This is a genomic window from Streptomyces sp. PCS3-D2, from assembly GCF_000612545.2.
Lineage (GTDB): Bacteria > Actinomycetota > Actinomycetes > Streptomycetales > Streptomycetaceae > Streptomyces.
Genome location: NZ_CP097800.1, coordinates 6,044,365 through 6,060,187, shown reverse-complemented (window position 1 = coordinate 6,060,187; position 15,823 = coordinate 6,044,365). Strand labels below are relative to the sequence as shown.

The following is a 15,823-nucleotide window of genomic DNA, read 5'->3' as shown; positions in this document are numbered from 1 at the left end:
AGTGGAGTTGCGGCCGGAATCTTCACCCGTCCCGCGTTTGAAGAGGGAACTTGGCACCCGATCCGGCGAAACACGCGTGCACGCGGGCACCTCGTGCCGGATCATGGGCGCCATGCCAGCCAACCCGCATGACGCGCTGCCGATCCGGCTCAACGTCGACGACAGCGATTCACCGTCGGACGTCGTCGACGCGCTGTTCCTCGGCCGGTTCGCCTCGGGCGAGCAGCCCTACTCGCACAGCGTGTCGATCGAACGGGTCAAGGCGGAGGCGACCCTCCTGCCGCCGGAGGCCACCGTGCTGCGCTCGGCGCGCGACAGCGACCGCAGCGCCACCCTCGCCGAGGGCAAGGGCTGGACCATGCTCGTCTCCCGGTGGAGCCGGGGCGCGGACGTGACCGTGACGGCGGTCAGCGACGAACTCGCCTCCAGCGTGCTCGGCGAGGCCACCGAGAACGTACAGGACGAGCCGGAACCCCAGCCGGAGAACGTCACGATGGGCTTCTGGTACGTCTCGCCGCGCCGCGGCCCGTACCGGACGACCCGCCAGATCGCCGCAGGGACCTGGGCGGAGGTACGGCCCAACTACACCGCGCCGGTCGCCGGAGCCATGGACCGGCTGATGAAGGTGACCCCGGACGACATCGCCGGGCGGCTGCTCCTGCTGCACGGGCCGCCGGGCACGGGCAAGACCTCGGCCCTGCGCACGCTGGCCCGGTCGTGGCGGGACTGGTGCCAGGTGGACTGCGTCCTGGACCCGGAGCGGCTGTTCAACGACGTCGGCTACCTGATGGACATCGCGATCGGCGAGGACGAGGGCACCGCGAAGGGCCGCTGGCGGCTCCTGCTGCTGGAGGACTGCGACGAACTGATCCGCGGCGAGGCCCGGCACACGGCGGGCCAGGCCCTGTCGCGGCTGCTGAACCTGACGGACGGACTGCTCGGGCAGGGCCGCAACGTCCTCGTCGGCGTGACGACCAACGAGGACCTGGAACGTCTCCACCCGGCGGTGGTCCGCCCCGGGCGCTGCCTGGCCCGCATCGAGGTCGGGCGGCTGACCCACCGTGAGGCGGTGGACTGGCTGGGCACCGACGAGGGGGTCTCCCGCGAGGGCGCCACCCTGGCCGAACTGTTCGCCCTGCGCCGTGGCGCGGGCCCGGCCGCGGTGCTGCCCCCGCAGCCCCATTCGGAGGCGGGGCTGTACCTGTAAGCCTCCGGCGGTGAGCGGGCCGTCCGCTGCGGGGCCGCCCCCGGTCCGGCCGGGCTTCCCCGAGGGCTTGGGCGAGGGCGGCTACTGCGCGGCGTACCGGGCCCGGAGGGCTTCGGTGGCGGCGGAGACCGCCTCGGCCTCCGTCAGCCCCAGCCGGTGCACCCGCTCCGCGAACGCCTGCGCAGCGGAGGCGGCCTCGCGCGCCGCGCCCTCCCCCGCCGCCGCGACGAAGGTCCCGTTGCGGCCCCGCGTTTCGATCACCCCGTCGGCCTCCAGTGCCCGGTAGGCCTTGGCGACGGTGTTGGCGGCCAGCCCCAGGTCCTCCGCCAGCCCCCGTACCGTCGGCAGTTTGAAGCCGGCCGGCAGCTTCCCGGACCGGGCCCGGGCGGCGATCTGCGCGCGCAGCTGTTCGTACGGGGCGGCCGACCCGGCCGAGCCGTCGATGGTGATCTTCAGGTTCGTCGAGCTCACGGGGGTGATTGTCCACCATCGCCGGTCAATTGGGAGGCGCCGGGCGGGGTGCCGCCCGTAGCGTCTGCCGCATGACCGGGTCGATCCGCGATCTCCGTCCGGACAGCCTCCGGGCGCCGAGCCGGTGGTTCGGGTACGAGATCTACGCGACCGAGACGCACTGCACGAGGAGGCCGGGGACACCGTGACCGAACAGCTGACCGTCGTCCTGACCAAGGCGGGCCGGACCAAGATCCGCTATCCGGCGACGCGGGTCGCCGACGACGGCGACCGCATCTCCGTGCGGGCCCCCTGGGCCGCCCCGGGCGTACGGGACTTCGGCTTCGTCCGCTTCGAACCGGGCGACGTGTTCGTCGAACACTTCTGGCGGACCCGCTGGTACGCGGTCAAGGAGGTCCGCACGGGCGACGGCGTCCTGAAGGGCTGGTACTGCGACGTGACCCGTCCGGTCCACATCCAGAGCGGGGAGATCCTCGTGGAGGACCTGGACCTCGACCTGTGGGTCTCGGCGGACGGGACAACCGTCCTGCGGCTGGACGAGGACGAGTTCGCCGAGAGCGGGCTCGCGACGAGCGACCCGGAGGCGGCGAGCCAGGCCGTCCGCGCCCTGGACGCCCTGGAGGAACTGGCCCGCTCCGGGTCCGGGCTCGCTTCGCTCCTGCGGTAGGGCGGTGGCCTCGCGTGGGCCGGGGCCGTTGGACGGGGCCCTTGGACGGGGCCCTTCCTGATGCGGCTCTTTCCCCCTCCTTAAGCGGAGCCTAAGGATCCCCTCCTGGGGGTCCGGTCCGACGAAAAGGCGTGGTCCGGGGGCTAGCTTGGCGGGGCCAGGACAGGAAGGGCCGGTCGTGGCGCCGCCGGGGGGCGGCGCCGCCGAGCCCGCTTCCGCAGGCGCACCCCCGTCTTGCCCGAAGGAGACCCGCTCATGCCCGCACGCCGCCGTACCGTGACGCCGATCCGCATCGCCGCCGCCGGTCTCGCCCCGCTCGCGCTGGCCGCGTACGCCGCCGTTCCCGCGGCCGCCCACGGCTCGATGACCGACCCGGTCAGCCGGGTCGCGGCATGCTACGCGGAGGGACCGGAGTCACCGAAGTCGGCGGCGTGCAAGGCGGCCGTCGCCGCGAGCGGGACCCAGGCGTTCTACGACTGGAACGCCGTCAACATCGCCAACGCGGCCGGGAACCACCGGACGCTGATCCCGAACGGCCGGCTGTGCTCAGCCGGCAACGACAAGTACCGGGGCCTGGACCTCGCCCGCGGCGACTGGCCGGCCAGCCCGATGTCCGCCGGCGCCCACACCTTCCGCTACAAGGGCACGGCTCCGCACAAGGGCAGCTTCGAGCTGTATGTGACGAAGGACGGCTACGACCCGTCGAAGCCGCTGAAGTGGTCCGACCTGGAGCCCGCGCCGTTCGCGAAGGCCACCGACCCGGGCATGCAGAGCGGCGACTACGTGTTCTCCGGGACCGTCCCGAACAAGTCCGGCCGGCACCTGATCTACAGCATCTGGCAGCGCTCCGACAGCCCGGAGGCCTTCTACACCTGCTCCGACGTGGTCTTCGGCAAGGACAACGGCGGTACGGGGGCCGCGCCGAGCACCCGGCCCAGCACCGGCAACGGGTCCGGCGACGGGTCCGGCGACGGGAACGGCAACGGGTCGAAGCCGTCCGACAAGCCCTCCGCCCCGACCGACGAGCAGATCTCCGACGGCGCCGGCAAGTCCTCGGTGGAGCACAACGGCCACGGCGACAACGACCCGAAGACGAACGGCGCGGCCGGCGCGCCCCTCCCGTCCACGTCCTCGCCCGCCTCCGCGAGCTCCGTGGACCCGGCGGGCTCGGGCTCCTCGGCGGGTGGCAACCTGGCCGAGACCGGCGGCAACAGCGCCACCCCGTCCATCGCGATCGCCGGGGCCGGCGCCCTGGTCGCCGGTGCGGCCGTGCTGTTCGCGGTGGCCCGCCGCCGTGCGACGACGGCGGGCCGCCACGGGCGCTAGCCGAATCGGACCGGTCCCCCGAGCGGACCGCCCGCACCCGGTGTCAGTCGAACACCGAGGCGCAGGTGGTCCGTTCGGCGTTGGCCGGGTCGAGGGCGTTGAGCGCCTCGTGCCAGGCGATCCGGTCGGTGAGCCCGATGGTGACGTGCTCCGAGAGGTCCAGGAAGCACAGGTCCTGGAGCACGACGTTGCGTACGTTCGGCCCCTCCAAGAAGCCGCTCCGGTACGGCGTCACCACCTCGTCGTACTTGGTGGCGATCACCGTGTACCTGACCCCGGGCACGGTGTCCCCGCCCTCGTTGAGCTTCTGCAGGAAGGCGGAGCCGGCGATCTGGTCGGCGAGGCCGGGGGTCGCGCTGCTGATCAGGTCGCCGGCCCCGGGGAAGTACGGGAGGAGCTTGGTGAAACCGAGCAGGGTGGTGCCGTGGTTGTCGGGGGCGAGCCCGACCAGGGCGTTGACCTTCTGCGCGCCCCCGAGGAACTTCAGGTAGTAGCGCGGCATCATGCCGCCCTGGGAGTGCCCGATGATGTCGGTCTTGGGGGCGCCGGTCGCGGCGAGCACCTTGTCCACGAAGACGTCGAGCTGTTCGGCGGACTTGTCGATGGGGCCGAGCCCGTTGAAGAGGGGCACGCCGGGCAGCTGGCCGTAGTCGAGCGAGTAGACGCAGTACCCGCGGTGCACGAGGTAGGGGGCGAGCCCGAGCCAGTTGTCCCAGGAGTTGCCGAAGGTTCCGTGGACGAGGACGACGGGGCGCGGGTGGGCTGCGGACGGCTTGCAGGACCAGTTGTTCCAGCCACTGCTGGGGGCGGACGCGGCCTGCGCCGCGCCGGTGGGGGCGACGAGCGCGGCGGCGGTGAGGACGAGGACGGCCAGCGGGCGGAGCAGGCGTCTCCAGGGCAGCATCGTGTGATCTCCTTGCGGTCGACTCAAGGGGATGAGCGTGGGGATTCGTCCCGTGATCCGGATCACAAGGGGGGCTGCTGCCGCTAAATTACGGGCCAGTAGCAAAACAGGGAAGTTACGCGTCGGTAAAAACTGGTGTGTCGTCCGACCATCCGTCAGGCGGCCAGCGTGCCGCGGGCAATGGCGTGTGGTCCGAACCGCGTACGGACCCGGTCCGTGACGGCCTCCAGGCGGCGGGCCTTCTCGTCCTCGGGGTCGAGACTGAGCTGCTGCACGGCCCGTTCGGCCGGGATCAGGCCCTCGACCCGCAGGGACAGCGCGCGGACCCGGGCCCGTTGCAGGCCGAGGCCGCCGTAGAGGGCGTAGGCCGCGGCGGTCAGGGCGGCCGAGTGCGCGGTGGGCTCGGCCAGGGTGCGGGTCCGGGTGAGCGTGGTGCGGTCGGCGCAGCGGACGCCGAGCGTCAGGACGCGGCACACCCGCCCGTCCTCTTGTGTACGAAGCTTCGCGCCGAGCTCCTCCGTCAGCGAGAGGAGGGCCCGCCGATGCCGTGCGGGATCCAGCTCGTCCCGGTCGAAGAGCCGCTCGGCGGCGAGGGTCCGGGCGGCCGAGCCCGGCCGGACGGGGGTCCGGTCGATCCCGAGGGCGCGCTCGTGCACCTCGCGGCCGAGCCGGGCGCCGAGGATCCGCCGCAGGGCTGCGGGCGGGGCCGCGGCGACCCGGCCGACGGAGTCGAGGCCGTAGGAACACAGGGTGCGGGCAGCCCCGGCGCCGACCCCGTCGAGTGCCGTGACGGGCTTGTCCGCCAGGAAGTCCCGCACGGCGGCCGGGTCTTCGGGGAGCACCAGGGTCCCGCCGGGCCGGGCCTCGCGGGCCGCCGCACGGGCCAGCATGGGGTTGCCGGCCACGCCGACGGCGGCGTCCACCCCGTGCAGGGCGAGGGCCCGGACCCGGATCAGGGCGGCCAACCGGCGGGCGTCGCAGCCGAAGTAGCGCAGCGCGCCCCGGACGTCGGCGAGGGCGGTGTCGGGCGGCAGGGCCTGCACGGCCGGGGTGATCCCGCCGAGCAGCGCGAGCACCCCGGCGTACTCCCCGGCCCCGAGCGGTCCTCCGCCGGCGGGGCGCAGCCGCAGGCACATCACGGTCTTCCCGGTGGCGCTCATCCCGCGCTCCCCGGGCTGGAGTGCCACAGCCTGCGGCCGGTCGCGGGGCCGGTGCCCGGCGGCCGGAGATCGGCCCAGGGGTTCATCTCGTATCCCGTGGACATGCGGATCGTGCGCCCGGGCTCCTTCGCGGCCGGCTCCCCGTCGGCGGCGTTCCGGCCCGCGGCGGCCGGTTCGCCGGAGGGGCCGCCAGAGGGACCGCCGGTCGGCTCGGCCAGACGTGCGGCGACCGCGTCCAGGCCGCCCGCCGACCGCAGTTCCACCAGCTCCGCCAGGTTCCACGCGGCCGCCCCGACCACACTCAGGCTGTGCGGGCCCCTGCGCTGCACGACACCTCGCACCAGCAGCAGGAAGGAGTGGAAGACGGTGTGCGCGCACCGTTCGTGGCTGTCGTCGAAGAAGGCCAGGTCGACCAGGCCCGTGCCGTCGTCGAGGGTCGTGAAGATGACCCGCTTCCCGGACCGGATCGGCGGGGTCTGGGTGGCCGCCTTGGCGCCCGCGACCAGTACGGTCCGCCCGTGCTCGGTCTCCCGCAGCCGGCGGGCCGGGATCACTCCCAGCTCGGCCAGGAAGGCATGGTGGTCGCCCATCAGGTGCCGTGAGGTGTCCATGCCGAGGACGCCGAGCTCGGCGCTGAGCCGTTCCGCGTCGGTCAGGTCGGGCAGCCCGACGGAGGCCGTGGACCGGCCGCCCTCCAGCGGGAGCTGGGAGCCGCGTGCACCGGCGGCCCGCTGCGCGCCGTGCAGTTCCGTCACGTGGAGCAGCAGATCGCGCCGGTTGGCGCCGAACGAGTCCAGGGCGCCCACCTGGGCCAGCCGTTCGGCGACCGGGCGCCCCGGACGGGCCCGGTCCCAGAAGTCGCGCAGGGAGGCGTACGGCTGCCCGGACTCGATCCGGGCCGCTTCGGCCCCGCTGATGCCGCGGACGTCGGCGAGCCCGAGCCGCAGCCCCCACACACCACCCTCCTCGGACACCAGTTCGATACGGTGGGCGGCCGCCGACCGGTTCACGTCCAGCGGCAGCACCGGCACGCCCCGCCGCCGCGCGTCCGCCAGCAGCAGCCGCTTCGGGTACATCCCCGGATCGTGCGTCAGCAGCCCGGCGTAGAAGGCGGCCGGGTGGTGCGCCTTCAACCACGCCGACTGGTAGGTGGGCACGGCGAAGGCCACCGCGTGCGCCTTGCAGAAGCCGTACGACCCGAAGGCCTCCACGATCTCCCAGGTACGGGCGATCACCTCCACCGGATAGCCGCGTTCGGTCGCCTTCGCCGCGAACCAGACCTTGATCCGCGCCTGTGACGGCGGGTCGGACAGACCGCGCCGCACCCGGTCGGCCTCGTCCCTGCCGCAGCCGGTCATGACGTCCACGATCTCGATGATCTGCTCGTGGAAGACCACCACCCCGTACGTCTCGCGCAGCGCGTCGGCCAGGTCCGGGTGCGGGAAGCGCACCGGGGCCCGTCCGTGCCGGGCCTCGATGAAGGGCCGCACCATGTCGGCGGCCACCGGTCCCGGGCGGAAGAGGGAGATGTCGACGACCAGGTCGTGGAAGGTCGACGGCTGGAGCCGCCCCACCAGGTCCCGCTGGCCCGGTGATTCGATCTGGAAGCAGCCCAGCGTCTCGGCCGAGCGGATCAGCTCGTACGCGGCCCAGTCGCCCGGCGGCACCTGCACCGGGTCGTCCAGGTCGAGTTCCTCCCCCGTGCCGCGCCGGATCTCCGCGACCGCGTGCGCCATCGCGGACTGCATCCGCACCCCCAGCACGTCCAGCTTGAGCAGCCCGAGCTCCTCCACGTCGTCCTTGTCGAACTGGGACATCGGAAAGCCCTCCCCGCTGGTGGGGACCACCGGCGTGCGGGCGAGCAGCGAGGCGTCGGAGAGCAGCACCCCGCACGGGTGCATGGCGATCCCGCGCGGCAGCGCGTCCAGCGATTCGACGAGCTCCCACAGCCGCCCGTACGACTGCCCGCGCACGTCGCGCAGTTCGGGCAGCTCCTCCAGCGCGGCGCGGGCGTCGCGGGCCCGGATGTGCGGGAAGGCCTTGGCGAGCCGGTCGACGACGGCCGGGTCCATGGACAGGGCGGCGCCGACGTCGCGGACGGCGTGACGGACCCGGTAGGTCTCGGGCATGGAGACGGTGGCGACGCGCTCGGCACCGAACCGGTCGATGATCCGCCGGTAGACCTCCAGCCTGCGGGCGGACTCCACGTCGATGTCGATGTCCGGCAGGACGCGCCGCCGCTTGGACAGGAAGCGCTCCATCAGCAGGCCGTGCTCGACGGGGTCGGCGTGCGCGATCCCGAGCAGGTGGTTGACGAGTGAGCCGGCGCCGGAGCCGCGGGCCGCCACCCGGATGCCCATCTCCCGCACGTCGTCCACCACCTGGGCGACCGTCAGGAAGTAGGAGGCGAAGCCGTGGTGGGCGATGATGTCGAGCTCGTGGTGCATCCGCTCCCAGTAGGCGGGGTCGCCCGCGTAGCCGCGCAGCACCATGCCGGCGGAGGCCCTGGAGGTGAGGACCCGCTGGGCGCTGCGGTGGGCGGCGCCGACGAGGCGGGCCTCGGGGAAGTGCACGGAGCCGATGCCGAGGTCGTCCTCGGGGTCCACGGAGCAGGCCTCCGCGGTGTGCCGGGTCTGCGCGAGCAGGCGTCGGGCGTCTGCGGGGCCGAGACCGGCGGCCCGGGCGATCAGGTCCGCGGCCTCCGCCATGGCGGCGGGGGCCTTGAGCCAGCGCTCGCCGGTGTCGAGGGGGCCACGGGGGTCGACGGGCACCAGGCGGCGGGCCGCGTCGAGGATGTCGGCGACCGGCCCCTGGCCGGGGTCGGCGTAGCGGACGGCGTTCGTGAGCACGGCCGGGACGCCCTGCTCGGCGGCGAAGCCGACGGTACGGGCGGCCAGCCGCAGCGAGCCGGGGCCGGTGCCGGTACGGCCGTGGTGCACGGCCTCCAGGCGCAGGGAGTCGCCGTAGACCTCCCGCCAGGGTGCGAGCAGCCGGGCGGCACGATCGGGGCGGCCCGCCGCGAGTGCCCTCCCCACGTCGGAGCCGGGCCCGAGCAGGACGAAGACGCCCTCCCCGCGCAGGGCGTCCCAGGGGACGAGCGGCACCTCGGCGGCCCCGGCGTGGGCGGCGGTGACCATCCGGCACAGCTCGGCCCAGCCGGCGGCCCCGTCCCGGGCCAGGAAGACGGCCCGGGCTGCGGACTCGTCCAGGAAGGCCCCACCTTTGACGGGGGTGCGCCGCCGATACGAGGCCTCACCCGGACCGCCGCCCGCGGCGGACACGGTCGAGCCCCCCGGCCCGGCCGGGCCCGCCGCGGAGGGGGCGGCGGGGGCCACCCCCAGGTCCGCGCCGAACAGCGGCCGGATGCCCACGCCGGCACACGCCTTCGCGAACCGGACCGCGCCCGCGAGGGTGTCGCGGTCGGTCAGGGCGAGGGCGTCCATACCCCGCCCGGCGGCACGCTCCGCCAGCCGTTCCGGGTGCGAGCCTCCGTAGCGCACGGAGAACCCCGAAACGGTGTGCAGATGCGTAAAACCAGGCACCCGCGGCCTCCTGCTTCGCTCGTCGAACACCACCCCCGCTCTCCACCATAGAGCAAATCGAATATCCGTGCGAAACACTTGTTCGAGCACCTGGGTGGGGGTGTGTCATCCGTTCGGCCCGCCCCTGCTGCGGCCCGTCCCCCGCACGCCGAGCGTGTGAGACATGACCCCGTCCCAAGGTTTCCTCGCCGAGATCAAGGACGCCGTGACCACCCGGGCGGCGCTGCTCGTCCTGGGTGTGCTGGTGCTCCAGCTCGCCTTCATCACCTCGTACATCGGGGCCTTCCACCATCCCAGGCCCAGCGAGATCCCCATCGCGGTGACCGCGCCTGCCGCGCCGGTGGCCGAGCGGTCCGCGCAGCAGCTCGGCGCCCTGCCCGGAGACCCGCTCGCCCCCCGGGTCGTCGAGGACGAGGCAGCAGCGCTCGCCGGGGTACGGGACCGGGACGTCGACGGCGCGCTGATCATCGACCCGGCCGGCCGGACCGACCGGCTGCTGGTCGCCTCGGGCGCCGGAGCCTCGCTGTCCCAGGCCCTGGAAGAGGTCGTGGGCGCCGCCGAACGGGCCCAGGGGCGGACCGTGCGAGTCACCGACGTGGCCCCGGCCGCCAAGGGCGACAGTCGCGGCCTGAGCTCCTTCTACCTCGTCATCGGCTGGTGCGTGGGCGGCTACCTGTGCGCCGCGATCCTCGCGATCAGCGCCGGTGCGCGGCCCGCCAACACACACCGCGCCGTGATCCGGCTCGGCGCGCTGCTCGCGTACGCGATCGCCGCCGGACTGCTCGGCACGGTCATCGCCGGCCCGGTCCTGGACGCACTGCCCGGCAGCATCTGGGGCCTGTGGGGGCTCGGCACCCTGGTCGTCTTCGCGGTCGGCGCGATCACCCTCGCCCTCCAGGGGCTGGCGGGGGTGGTCGGCATCGGCCTGGCCATCCTGCTGGTCGTGGTGCTCGGCAACCCGAGCGCGGGCGGTGCCTACCCCTACCCGCTGCTGCCGCCGTTCTGGAGCACCATCGGGCCGGCCCTGCCACCGGGCGCCGGTACGTATGCCGCCCGCTCCATCACGTACTTCCGCGGCAACGGCGCCGGCGGGCCGATGCTGGTGCTGGCCGCCTGGGCGGCGGTCGGCTCGGCGGTCACCCTGGCCTGCGCGGCCCTCCGCCGAGGCCGTCCGGGCTCCCCGGTGGGCCTCGACCGACAGTGAGGCCGCCGGCGCCGACGAGCCGGTGCGCGGTGCCACCGGGCGGGGATCGATCGTCCGACCGGGCACCGCCCCTCCACCACGCCCCCGACCGGACCGAACCGCCCCGCGGGCACGGGCCGCCGCCCCGGCCGCCTCCGCCCCTCCGGGCCGACCCCGCCCCTCCGGCCGCCTCCGGCCGGAGCGCTCCCGCAGCGCGAACCCCACCGGACGACGGCGCACGCACCCGGGAACCTCCACAAGAACCACCCCCGAAGTGCGCCCTACCGCACTCCTCCCCCAGCGAGCACAATCGGCATGACGACCCACACCGATCGTGAGGGAGGGAGCGCGTGCGCGATCAGGTGCGCACAGCGGACGGGCGCGCTCTGACCGTGGAGCGCTGGGGCGATCCGGACGGCAGACCCGTCTTCCTGCTCCACGGCATGCCCGGCAGCCGCCTGGGACCGGCCCCCCGGGGCATGGTCCTCTACCAGCGCCGGATGCAGCTCATCGCCTATGACAGACCGGGCTACGGCGGCTCCGACCGTCATCCGGGCCGCACCGTCGCCGACGTGGCCCACGACGTGGCCGCCGTGGCCGACGCCTTCGGTCTGGACAGGTTCGCCGTGGCGGGCCGCTCCGGGGGCGCCGCCGGCGCCCTCGCCTGCGCCGCCCTGCTGCCGGAGCGGGTCACCCGCACCGCGGCCATGGTCGGGCTGGCTCCCCGGGACGCGGAGGACCTGGACTGGTTCGCCGGGATGGCGGCGTCGAACGTCAAGGAGTACACCACCGCCTTCGCCGACCCCGAGGAACTGGCCGCCCGGCTGATCCCGCGCGCCGCCGGCATCCGCAAGGACCCGGGGCGGCTGCTGGACGAACTGCGCCGGGAACTGACCGCCAACGATCGCATGATCGTCTCGGACGCCGGGCTGCGGTCGATGCTGCTGCGGAACTACCGTGAGGGGCTGCGCCGTTCGGCGTACGGCTGGATCGACGACGTCCTCGCCTCCAGCCGGTCCTGGGGCTTCGACCCGGCCGACATCCGCTGTCCGGTACTGATCTGGCACGGGGAGCTCGACGTGTTCTCCCCCGTGGGTCACTCCCGCTGGCTGGCGCGCCGGATCCCCGGGGCCACCGCCACGATCGAGCCGACCGCCGCCCACTTCGCGGCCCTGCGCGCACTGCCCGACGTGCTCAACTGGCTGCTGCGCGACCTCCCCGCACCGGAGCTGAGCGAACAGCAGCCCGCCTGAGGGCAGTTCACCCTCACAGGCCCCTCCGAGGGGCACGTGGCCGCGCTCGCCGTCGAACGGTTGATCAGCCGCCATGCATCAGGTTGCAAGTGGCGTGAGGCCCTCTAAAGTCCGCCTACCCCGAGCCGGCATGCGGCTCGACATGGCGGAACTCCACCAGCCTGGAAGGCCACTCCCATGATCCTGCACATCGACGACATCGGCATGGCGGTACTCGGCGCCGGACTCCTCGTCGGGTACGCCGTCCACAAGCATTCGCGGTCCGGCACCGCACCCAAGGGCGACCTCGTGGGCGCGATCGGCGCCGGCACCGCGGTCGTCACGGTCCTCATTCTGCTGTTCGGCGGCGACGGCAGGCAGCCGGCCGCAGCCGAACCCCGGCCCTCGGGCCGGGCGGTCTCCGCGGCCTCGACGGGCATCGCGGCGGCTCCTGACCCCGCGTCGGGGCCGGTGACCACCGCCTCCGGGCCGGCCAGGACTTCGACCGCCTCCTGAAATGCCCAGGTCACGGGTGGTTCCCGCCCGGCGCCGGGCCCGCCCGGAAGCCCTGTCCGGCCCGGCGCGAACCCCTGCCGGTTCCACCGCCGGAAGAATTGGATCTTGCCGTCCGGCGAACGGCCGAACAAGCCACCTCGGGAAATACGCCTCACTCGCTATAGAACGGTTGACCAGGCGTCATGTCTCGGTTGCCAATGGGGTGTGGCCTAGTAAAGTCCACGCTTGACGGCAGCACGCCGCTGTTTGTCATTCACATGCCCATTCCCTATGGCTTCCCCGAGGACGGTGTCGTGAACACTTCCGCAACCCCCCCGACCAGCACGGTCAAGGCCCGCCGGGTCCCGCTCGCCAAGATCGACATCGAAACCGCGTCCGCGGTCGCGACGCTCGATCGCGTGCTCCCGGCAGAATCCGGCCGTCCGGTTCAGGCACCGATCTTCAACTCCGCACTCTGAGGCGGAGCGAGAGCTCTAGACTGGCCAAATGACCGGCCTGATCGCATTTCGCGAGATCGTCCTGAAAGTTCACAGCAGATGCGATCTTGCTTGTGATCATTGCTATGTCTACGAACACGCAGATCAGAGCTGGCGAGCCCGGCCGAAAGTGATCTCGCCGGAGGTTGTTTCACAGACCGCGTCGAGGCTCGCCGAACATGCCCGTGACCATGCTCTCCCCTCCGTCACGGTGATTCTCCACGGAGGGGAACCCCTGTTGGCGGGCACGGCCCGGCTCCGACTCGTCTGCGAGGAGTTCAGCCGGGCGCTCACCGGGATCGCCGCACTCGACCTGCGCATCCACACCAACGGGCTCCAGCTCAGCACCCGATACCTCGACCTCTTCGCCGAGTACGGCGTCCGGGTCGGAGTCTCCCTCGACGGCGACCGCGCCGCCAACGACCGCCACCGCCGCTTCGCGGACGGCCGGACGAGCCATCCGCTGGTCCTCGCGGCCGTGGGTCTGCTGCGCTCCGCGCCCTACCGCCACCTCTACCAAGGCCTGCTCTGCACCGTGGACGTGGCCAACGACCCCGTCGCCGTGCTCGACGCGCTGGTCGAACTCGAACCCCCACGCGTGGACTTCCTCCTCCCGCACGCCACCTGGGAAACGCCGCCCGCCCGGCCCGACGACGCCCCGGACGCCTACGCCCGCTGGCTCCTGCGGGTCTTCGACCACTGGGAGCGGCTGGGCCGCCCGGTCCCCGTCCGCCTCTTCGAGTCCCTCCTGTCCACGCTGCGCGGCGGACCCAGCCTCACCGAGTCGCTCGGCCTCGCCCCCACCGACCTCGTCGTCGTCGAGACCGACGGCACCCTGGAACAGGTGGACTCCCTCAAGAGCGCCTTCGAGGGGGCCGCGGCCACCGGGTTCAACGTCTTCGACCACGCTCTCGACCAGGTCGCGGCCCATCCCGGGGTCCGCGCCCGGCAGCTGGGCCTGGCGGGCGTCAGCGAGTCGTGCCGCGGCTGCCCCGTCGTACGTTCGTGCGGCGGCGGCCTCTACACCCACCGCTACCGCGACCCCAACGGCTTCGACAACCCCTCCGTGTACTGCACCGACCTGCGCGAACTGGTCGACGGGGTCGAGGGCCGCACGGCGCACCGGGAGACCGCCCCGCAGCTGTCCGACCCGGCCGAACTGACCCGCTCCCAGGAGGAGCTGACCCGGATCCTGCTGGCCCGGTTGAACACGGACCTGGCCGGCGACCCCGCATGGGCGCACGCCTGGGAGCTCGTGGCCGCCGTGGAGCGGGCCGGGGAGACGGGCGCCGACGCGCTGGACGCCGTACTGGACCACCCGTACACCCGGACCTGGGTGCTAGCGTCGCTGGACGCCGCGCGCGACGGCCGGCCCGGCGGTGCGGAGGCGGCCCGCAGGCTCACCGCGCTGGCCGCCGCGGCCGTGCTGCGCGGCGGGCTGGACCTGCCGGCCGAGGTGGCCTACCGGGACGGCGAGGTGTACCTGCCGACGCTCGGCCTGCTGCGGCTCGGGGAGCCGGGCACCGAGGGCCGGGCCTCCCTGCGCGTCACCGACGACGGCTACGCCGCCCGGGACGGCCGCTCCGAGCACCGCTTCGGACCGGCGGCGGGCGACGCCCGCTGGCAGCCCGTACGCACCTGGTCTCCCGGCCCGGGCGCGGCGCCGGTGGCGCTGGAGGACCTCGACCCCTACCGCAACTGCTTCCCCCGCCCGCCCCGGCTCCGGCTCGGCGCGGGCGAGACCGAGGAGTGGCGCGGTCGGCTCGACCGGGCCTGGGCGCTGCTGCACAAGGCGGTGCCCGGTTTCGCCCGGGCGGCGGCGGTCGGGCTGACCACGCTCACCCCGCTCGCGGGCGGCCCGCGGGCCGGCGGCTGGGGCGAGGCCGGCCGGCACGGGCCGGGGGCGCTCGGGGTGCCGTACGCGGCGGGCGTACGGGAGACCGCGCTCGCGCTGCTGACCGGACGGCGGCGGACCCGGCTGCGCGCCCTGACCGAGGTGACCGACCTGTACGCGCTGGACGGGGAGTGGCAGCACCCGTCGCCGTGGCGGTCGCGCCCGGTACCCGTGTCACGGCTGCTGGCGGACGTGCACGAGCGGGTGGCGGTGGAGGCGTACCGGCGGGCCACCGCGGGGCCCGAGCCGGGCGGCTCGGACCTCATCCACGAGGCCCTGGACCGGCTCTCGGCCGCGGCCGAGCTGACGGTCACCGGCAAACAGCTGGTGGCCGAGCTGCGCTACGAGCTGAAGGCGGTCGACGCATGAGCGGCCACTCCCCCGCCCCGTCCGGACCGGGGCGGGGCCGCCGGGCCGCGGGCACCCTCCAGCTCGCGGTGCAGCTGCGGCTGCTCGGCGTACGGCCGGGGATGCAGCTCCTGGTCCACGCCTCGCTGCGCGGGACCGGGCTGCGCGCCGAGCAGCTGCGCGACGCCCTGACGGGCGTCCTGGGCCCGCGCGGGACCCTGGTCGTGCCCGCGTTCACCCCGCAGAATTCCCGAACCTCCGACGCCCACCTGGAGCGGATCGCCGGGATGGACGAGGCCGAGGTGCGGGCCTTCGTCGAGCGGATGCCCGCCTTCGACCCGGCGAGCACCCCCAGCCAGGGCATGGGCTCGCTCGCCGAGGCCGTCCGCACCGCACCGGGCGCCGCACGCAGCTCCCACCCGCAGACCTCTTTCGCCGCGCTCGGCGCGGACGCGGAGCGGCTCTGCGACGGGCACCGCCTGGAAAGCCACCTGGGTGAGGAGTCACCCCTGGGAAAGCTGTGCTGGGAGGGCGGACAGGTACTGATGATCAATGTGGGGTTTTCCGTCTGCACCGCTTTCCATCTCGCGGAGTATCGAATTCCGAAGCCCCCCTTGCGCATGTACGAGTGTGTGGTGAAGGTGAATCTTTCGGAGGGGTATCAGGGGTCCCGCCAGGAGGGGGAGTGGACCGCATACGAGGACGTCGCACTGGATGACGGCGATTTCGCCGAGATCGGCAGGGCGTTCCCGGATTCGCGGGTGCGCAGGGGGCGGGTCGGCGGGGCGTCGGCCATGCTCTTCTCCGTCCCGGAAGCCGTTGACCACGCCCTTGACTGGATGACCGAAAACCGATGCTGATTGACTGAACGATGAGGGGATGTGGCGAAGCAGCTCC

Annotated in this window: 13 protein-coding genes; 9 read left to right on the top strand and 4 right to left on the bottom strand. The window is 73.7% G+C overall.

The genetic code is table 11. From position 1 onward, the window contains the following. The first annotated feature begins 76 nt into the window (after positions 1-76). Complete coding sequence (locus AW27_RS27085; protein ID WP_370466586.1) at positions 77-1,207, top strand: DUF5925 domain-containing protein; 1,131 nt, start codon at positions 77-79, stop codon at positions 1,205-1,207. 81 nt (positions 1,208-1,288) lie between these two features. Here AW27_RS27085 and AW27_RS27080 read toward each other — a convergent pair whose 3' ends face one another. Next, positions 1,289-1,678 carry a GntR family transcriptional regulator gene (locus AW27_RS27080; RefSeq protein ID WP_236647772.1) on the bottom strand — a complete coding sequence of 130 codons (390 nt, stop codon included), beginning with the start codon at positions 1,676-1,678 and terminating at the stop codon, positions 1,289-1,291. Between the two features lie 184 nt (positions 1,679-1,862). On the opposite strand from AW27_RS27080, the gene AW27_RS27075 reads away from it, so the two are divergent. Continuing rightward, positions 1,863-2,345, top strand: coding sequence for a ribonuclease FAU-1 family protein (locus AW27_RS27075; RefSeq protein WP_037925678.1), 483 nt, complete (start codon positions 1,863-1,865; stop codon positions 2,343-2,345). 255 nt (positions 2,346-2,600) lie between these two features. Then, entirely contained in the window at positions 2,601-3,671 is a 1,071-nt protein-coding gene (locus tag AW27_RS27070; protein WP_037925675.1) for a lytic polysaccharide monooxygenase auxiliary activity family 9 protein, read from the top strand. A gap of 43 nt (positions 3,672-3,714) precedes the next feature. On the opposite strand, the gene AW27_RS27065 is transcribed toward AW27_RS27070, so the two are convergent. The 3 genes from AW27_RS27065 to AW27_RS27055 form a co-directional block, all read right to left on the bottom strand. Continuing rightward, the gene (locus AW27_RS27065; RefSeq protein WP_037925674.1) at positions 3,715-4,575 is read right to left on the bottom strand and encodes an esterase/lipase family protein; all 861 of its coding nucleotides are present in this window, start codon (positions 4,573-4,575) and stop codon (positions 3,715-3,717) included. A gap of 155 nt (positions 4,576-4,730) precedes the next feature. Beyond that, positions 4,731-5,735, bottom strand: coding sequence for a DNA polymerase Y family protein (locus tag AW27_RS27060; RefSeq protein ID WP_037925672.1), 1,005 nt, complete (start codon positions 5,733-5,735; stop codon positions 4,731-4,733). After that, positions 5,732-9,277, bottom strand: coding sequence for a DNA polymerase III subunit alpha (locus AW27_RS27055; protein WP_037925670.1), 3,546 nt, complete (start codon positions 9,275-9,277; stop codon positions 5,732-5,734). The genes AW27_RS27060 and AW27_RS27055 overlap by 4 nt, the downstream gene beginning before the upstream one ends. 163 nt (positions 9,278-9,440) lie before the next feature. Here AW27_RS27055 and AW27_RS27050 point away from each other — a divergent pair, with 163 nt between their 5' ends. The 6 genes from AW27_RS27050 to AW27_RS27025 all read left to right on the top strand — a co-directional run bounded on the left by AW27_RS27050 (position 9,441) and on the right by AW27_RS27025 (position 15,786). Next, positions 9,441-10,481 (top strand): YhgE/Pip domain-containing protein, encoded by a 1,041-nt coding sequence (locus AW27_RS27050; RefSeq protein ID WP_037925668.1) that lies wholly within the window; start codon positions 9,441-9,443, stop codon positions 10,479-10,481. 329 nt (positions 10,482-10,810) lie between these two features. Beyond that, on the top strand, positions 10,811-11,713 hold the full coding sequence (locus AW27_RS27045) for an alpha/beta fold hydrolase (protein WP_037925666.1): 903 nt from the start codon (positions 10,811-10,813) through the stop codon (positions 11,711-11,713). A 177-nt stretch (positions 11,714-11,890) separates the two neighbouring features. Continuing rightward, complete coding sequence (locus AW27_RS27040) at positions 11,891-12,208, top strand: hypothetical protein (RefSeq protein WP_037925665.1); 318 nt, start codon at positions 11,891-11,893, stop codon at positions 12,206-12,208. Positions 12,209-12,501: 293 nt separating this feature from the next. After that, positions 12,502-12,666: an FXSXX-COOH protein gene (locus tag AW27_RS27035; RefSeq protein WP_106967652.1), complete on the top strand. Its 165-nt coding sequence runs from the start codon at positions 12,502-12,504 to the stop codon at positions 12,664-12,666. A 28-nt stretch (positions 12,667-12,694) separates the two neighbouring features. Further along, positions 12,695-14,947, top strand: coding sequence for a radical SAM/SPASM protein FxsBH, inactivated beta-hydroxylase extension form (gene fxsBH / locus AW27_RS27030; protein ID WP_172671375.1), 2,253 nt, complete (start codon positions 12,695-12,697; stop codon positions 14,945-14,947). Continuing rightward, entirely contained in the window at positions 14,944-15,786 is an 843-nt protein-coding gene (locus AW27_RS27025; RefSeq protein WP_037925663.1) for an AAC(3) family N-acetyltransferase, read from the top strand. Before fxsBH ends, AW27_RS27025 begins: the two co-directional genes overlap by 4 nt. Positions 15,787-15,823: the final 37 nt, after the last annotated feature.

Bases quoted from the DNA above. Each gene is read 5' to 3' on its own strand.
- AW27_RS27060 (WP_037925672.1), bottom strand. From the start codon at position 5,735: ATGAGCGCCACCGGGAAGACCGTGATGTGCCTGCGGCTGCGCCCCGCC.
- AW27_RS27050 (WP_037925668.1), top strand. From the start codon at position 9,441: ATGACCCCGTCCCAAGGTTTCCTCGCCGAGATCAAGGACGCCGTGACC.
- AW27_RS27065 (WP_037925674.1), bottom strand. From the start codon at position 4,575: ATGCTGCCCTGGAGACGCCTGCTCCGCCCGCTGGCCGTCCTCGTCCTC.
- AW27_RS27025 (WP_037925663.1), top strand. From the start codon at position 14,944: ATGAGCGGCCACTCCCCCGCCCCGTCCGGACCGGGGCGGGGCCGCCGG.
- AW27_RS27040 (WP_037925665.1), top strand. From the start codon at position 11,891: ATGATCCTGCACATCGACGACATCGGCATGGCGGTACTCGGCGCCGGA.
- fxsBH (WP_172671375.1), top strand. From the start codon at position 12,695: ATGACCGGCCTGATCGCATTTCGCGAGATCGTCCTGAAAGTTCACAGC.
- AW27_RS27070 (WP_037925675.1), top strand. From the start codon at position 2,601: ATGCCCGCACGCCGCCGTACCGTGACGCCGATCCGCATCGCCGCCGCC.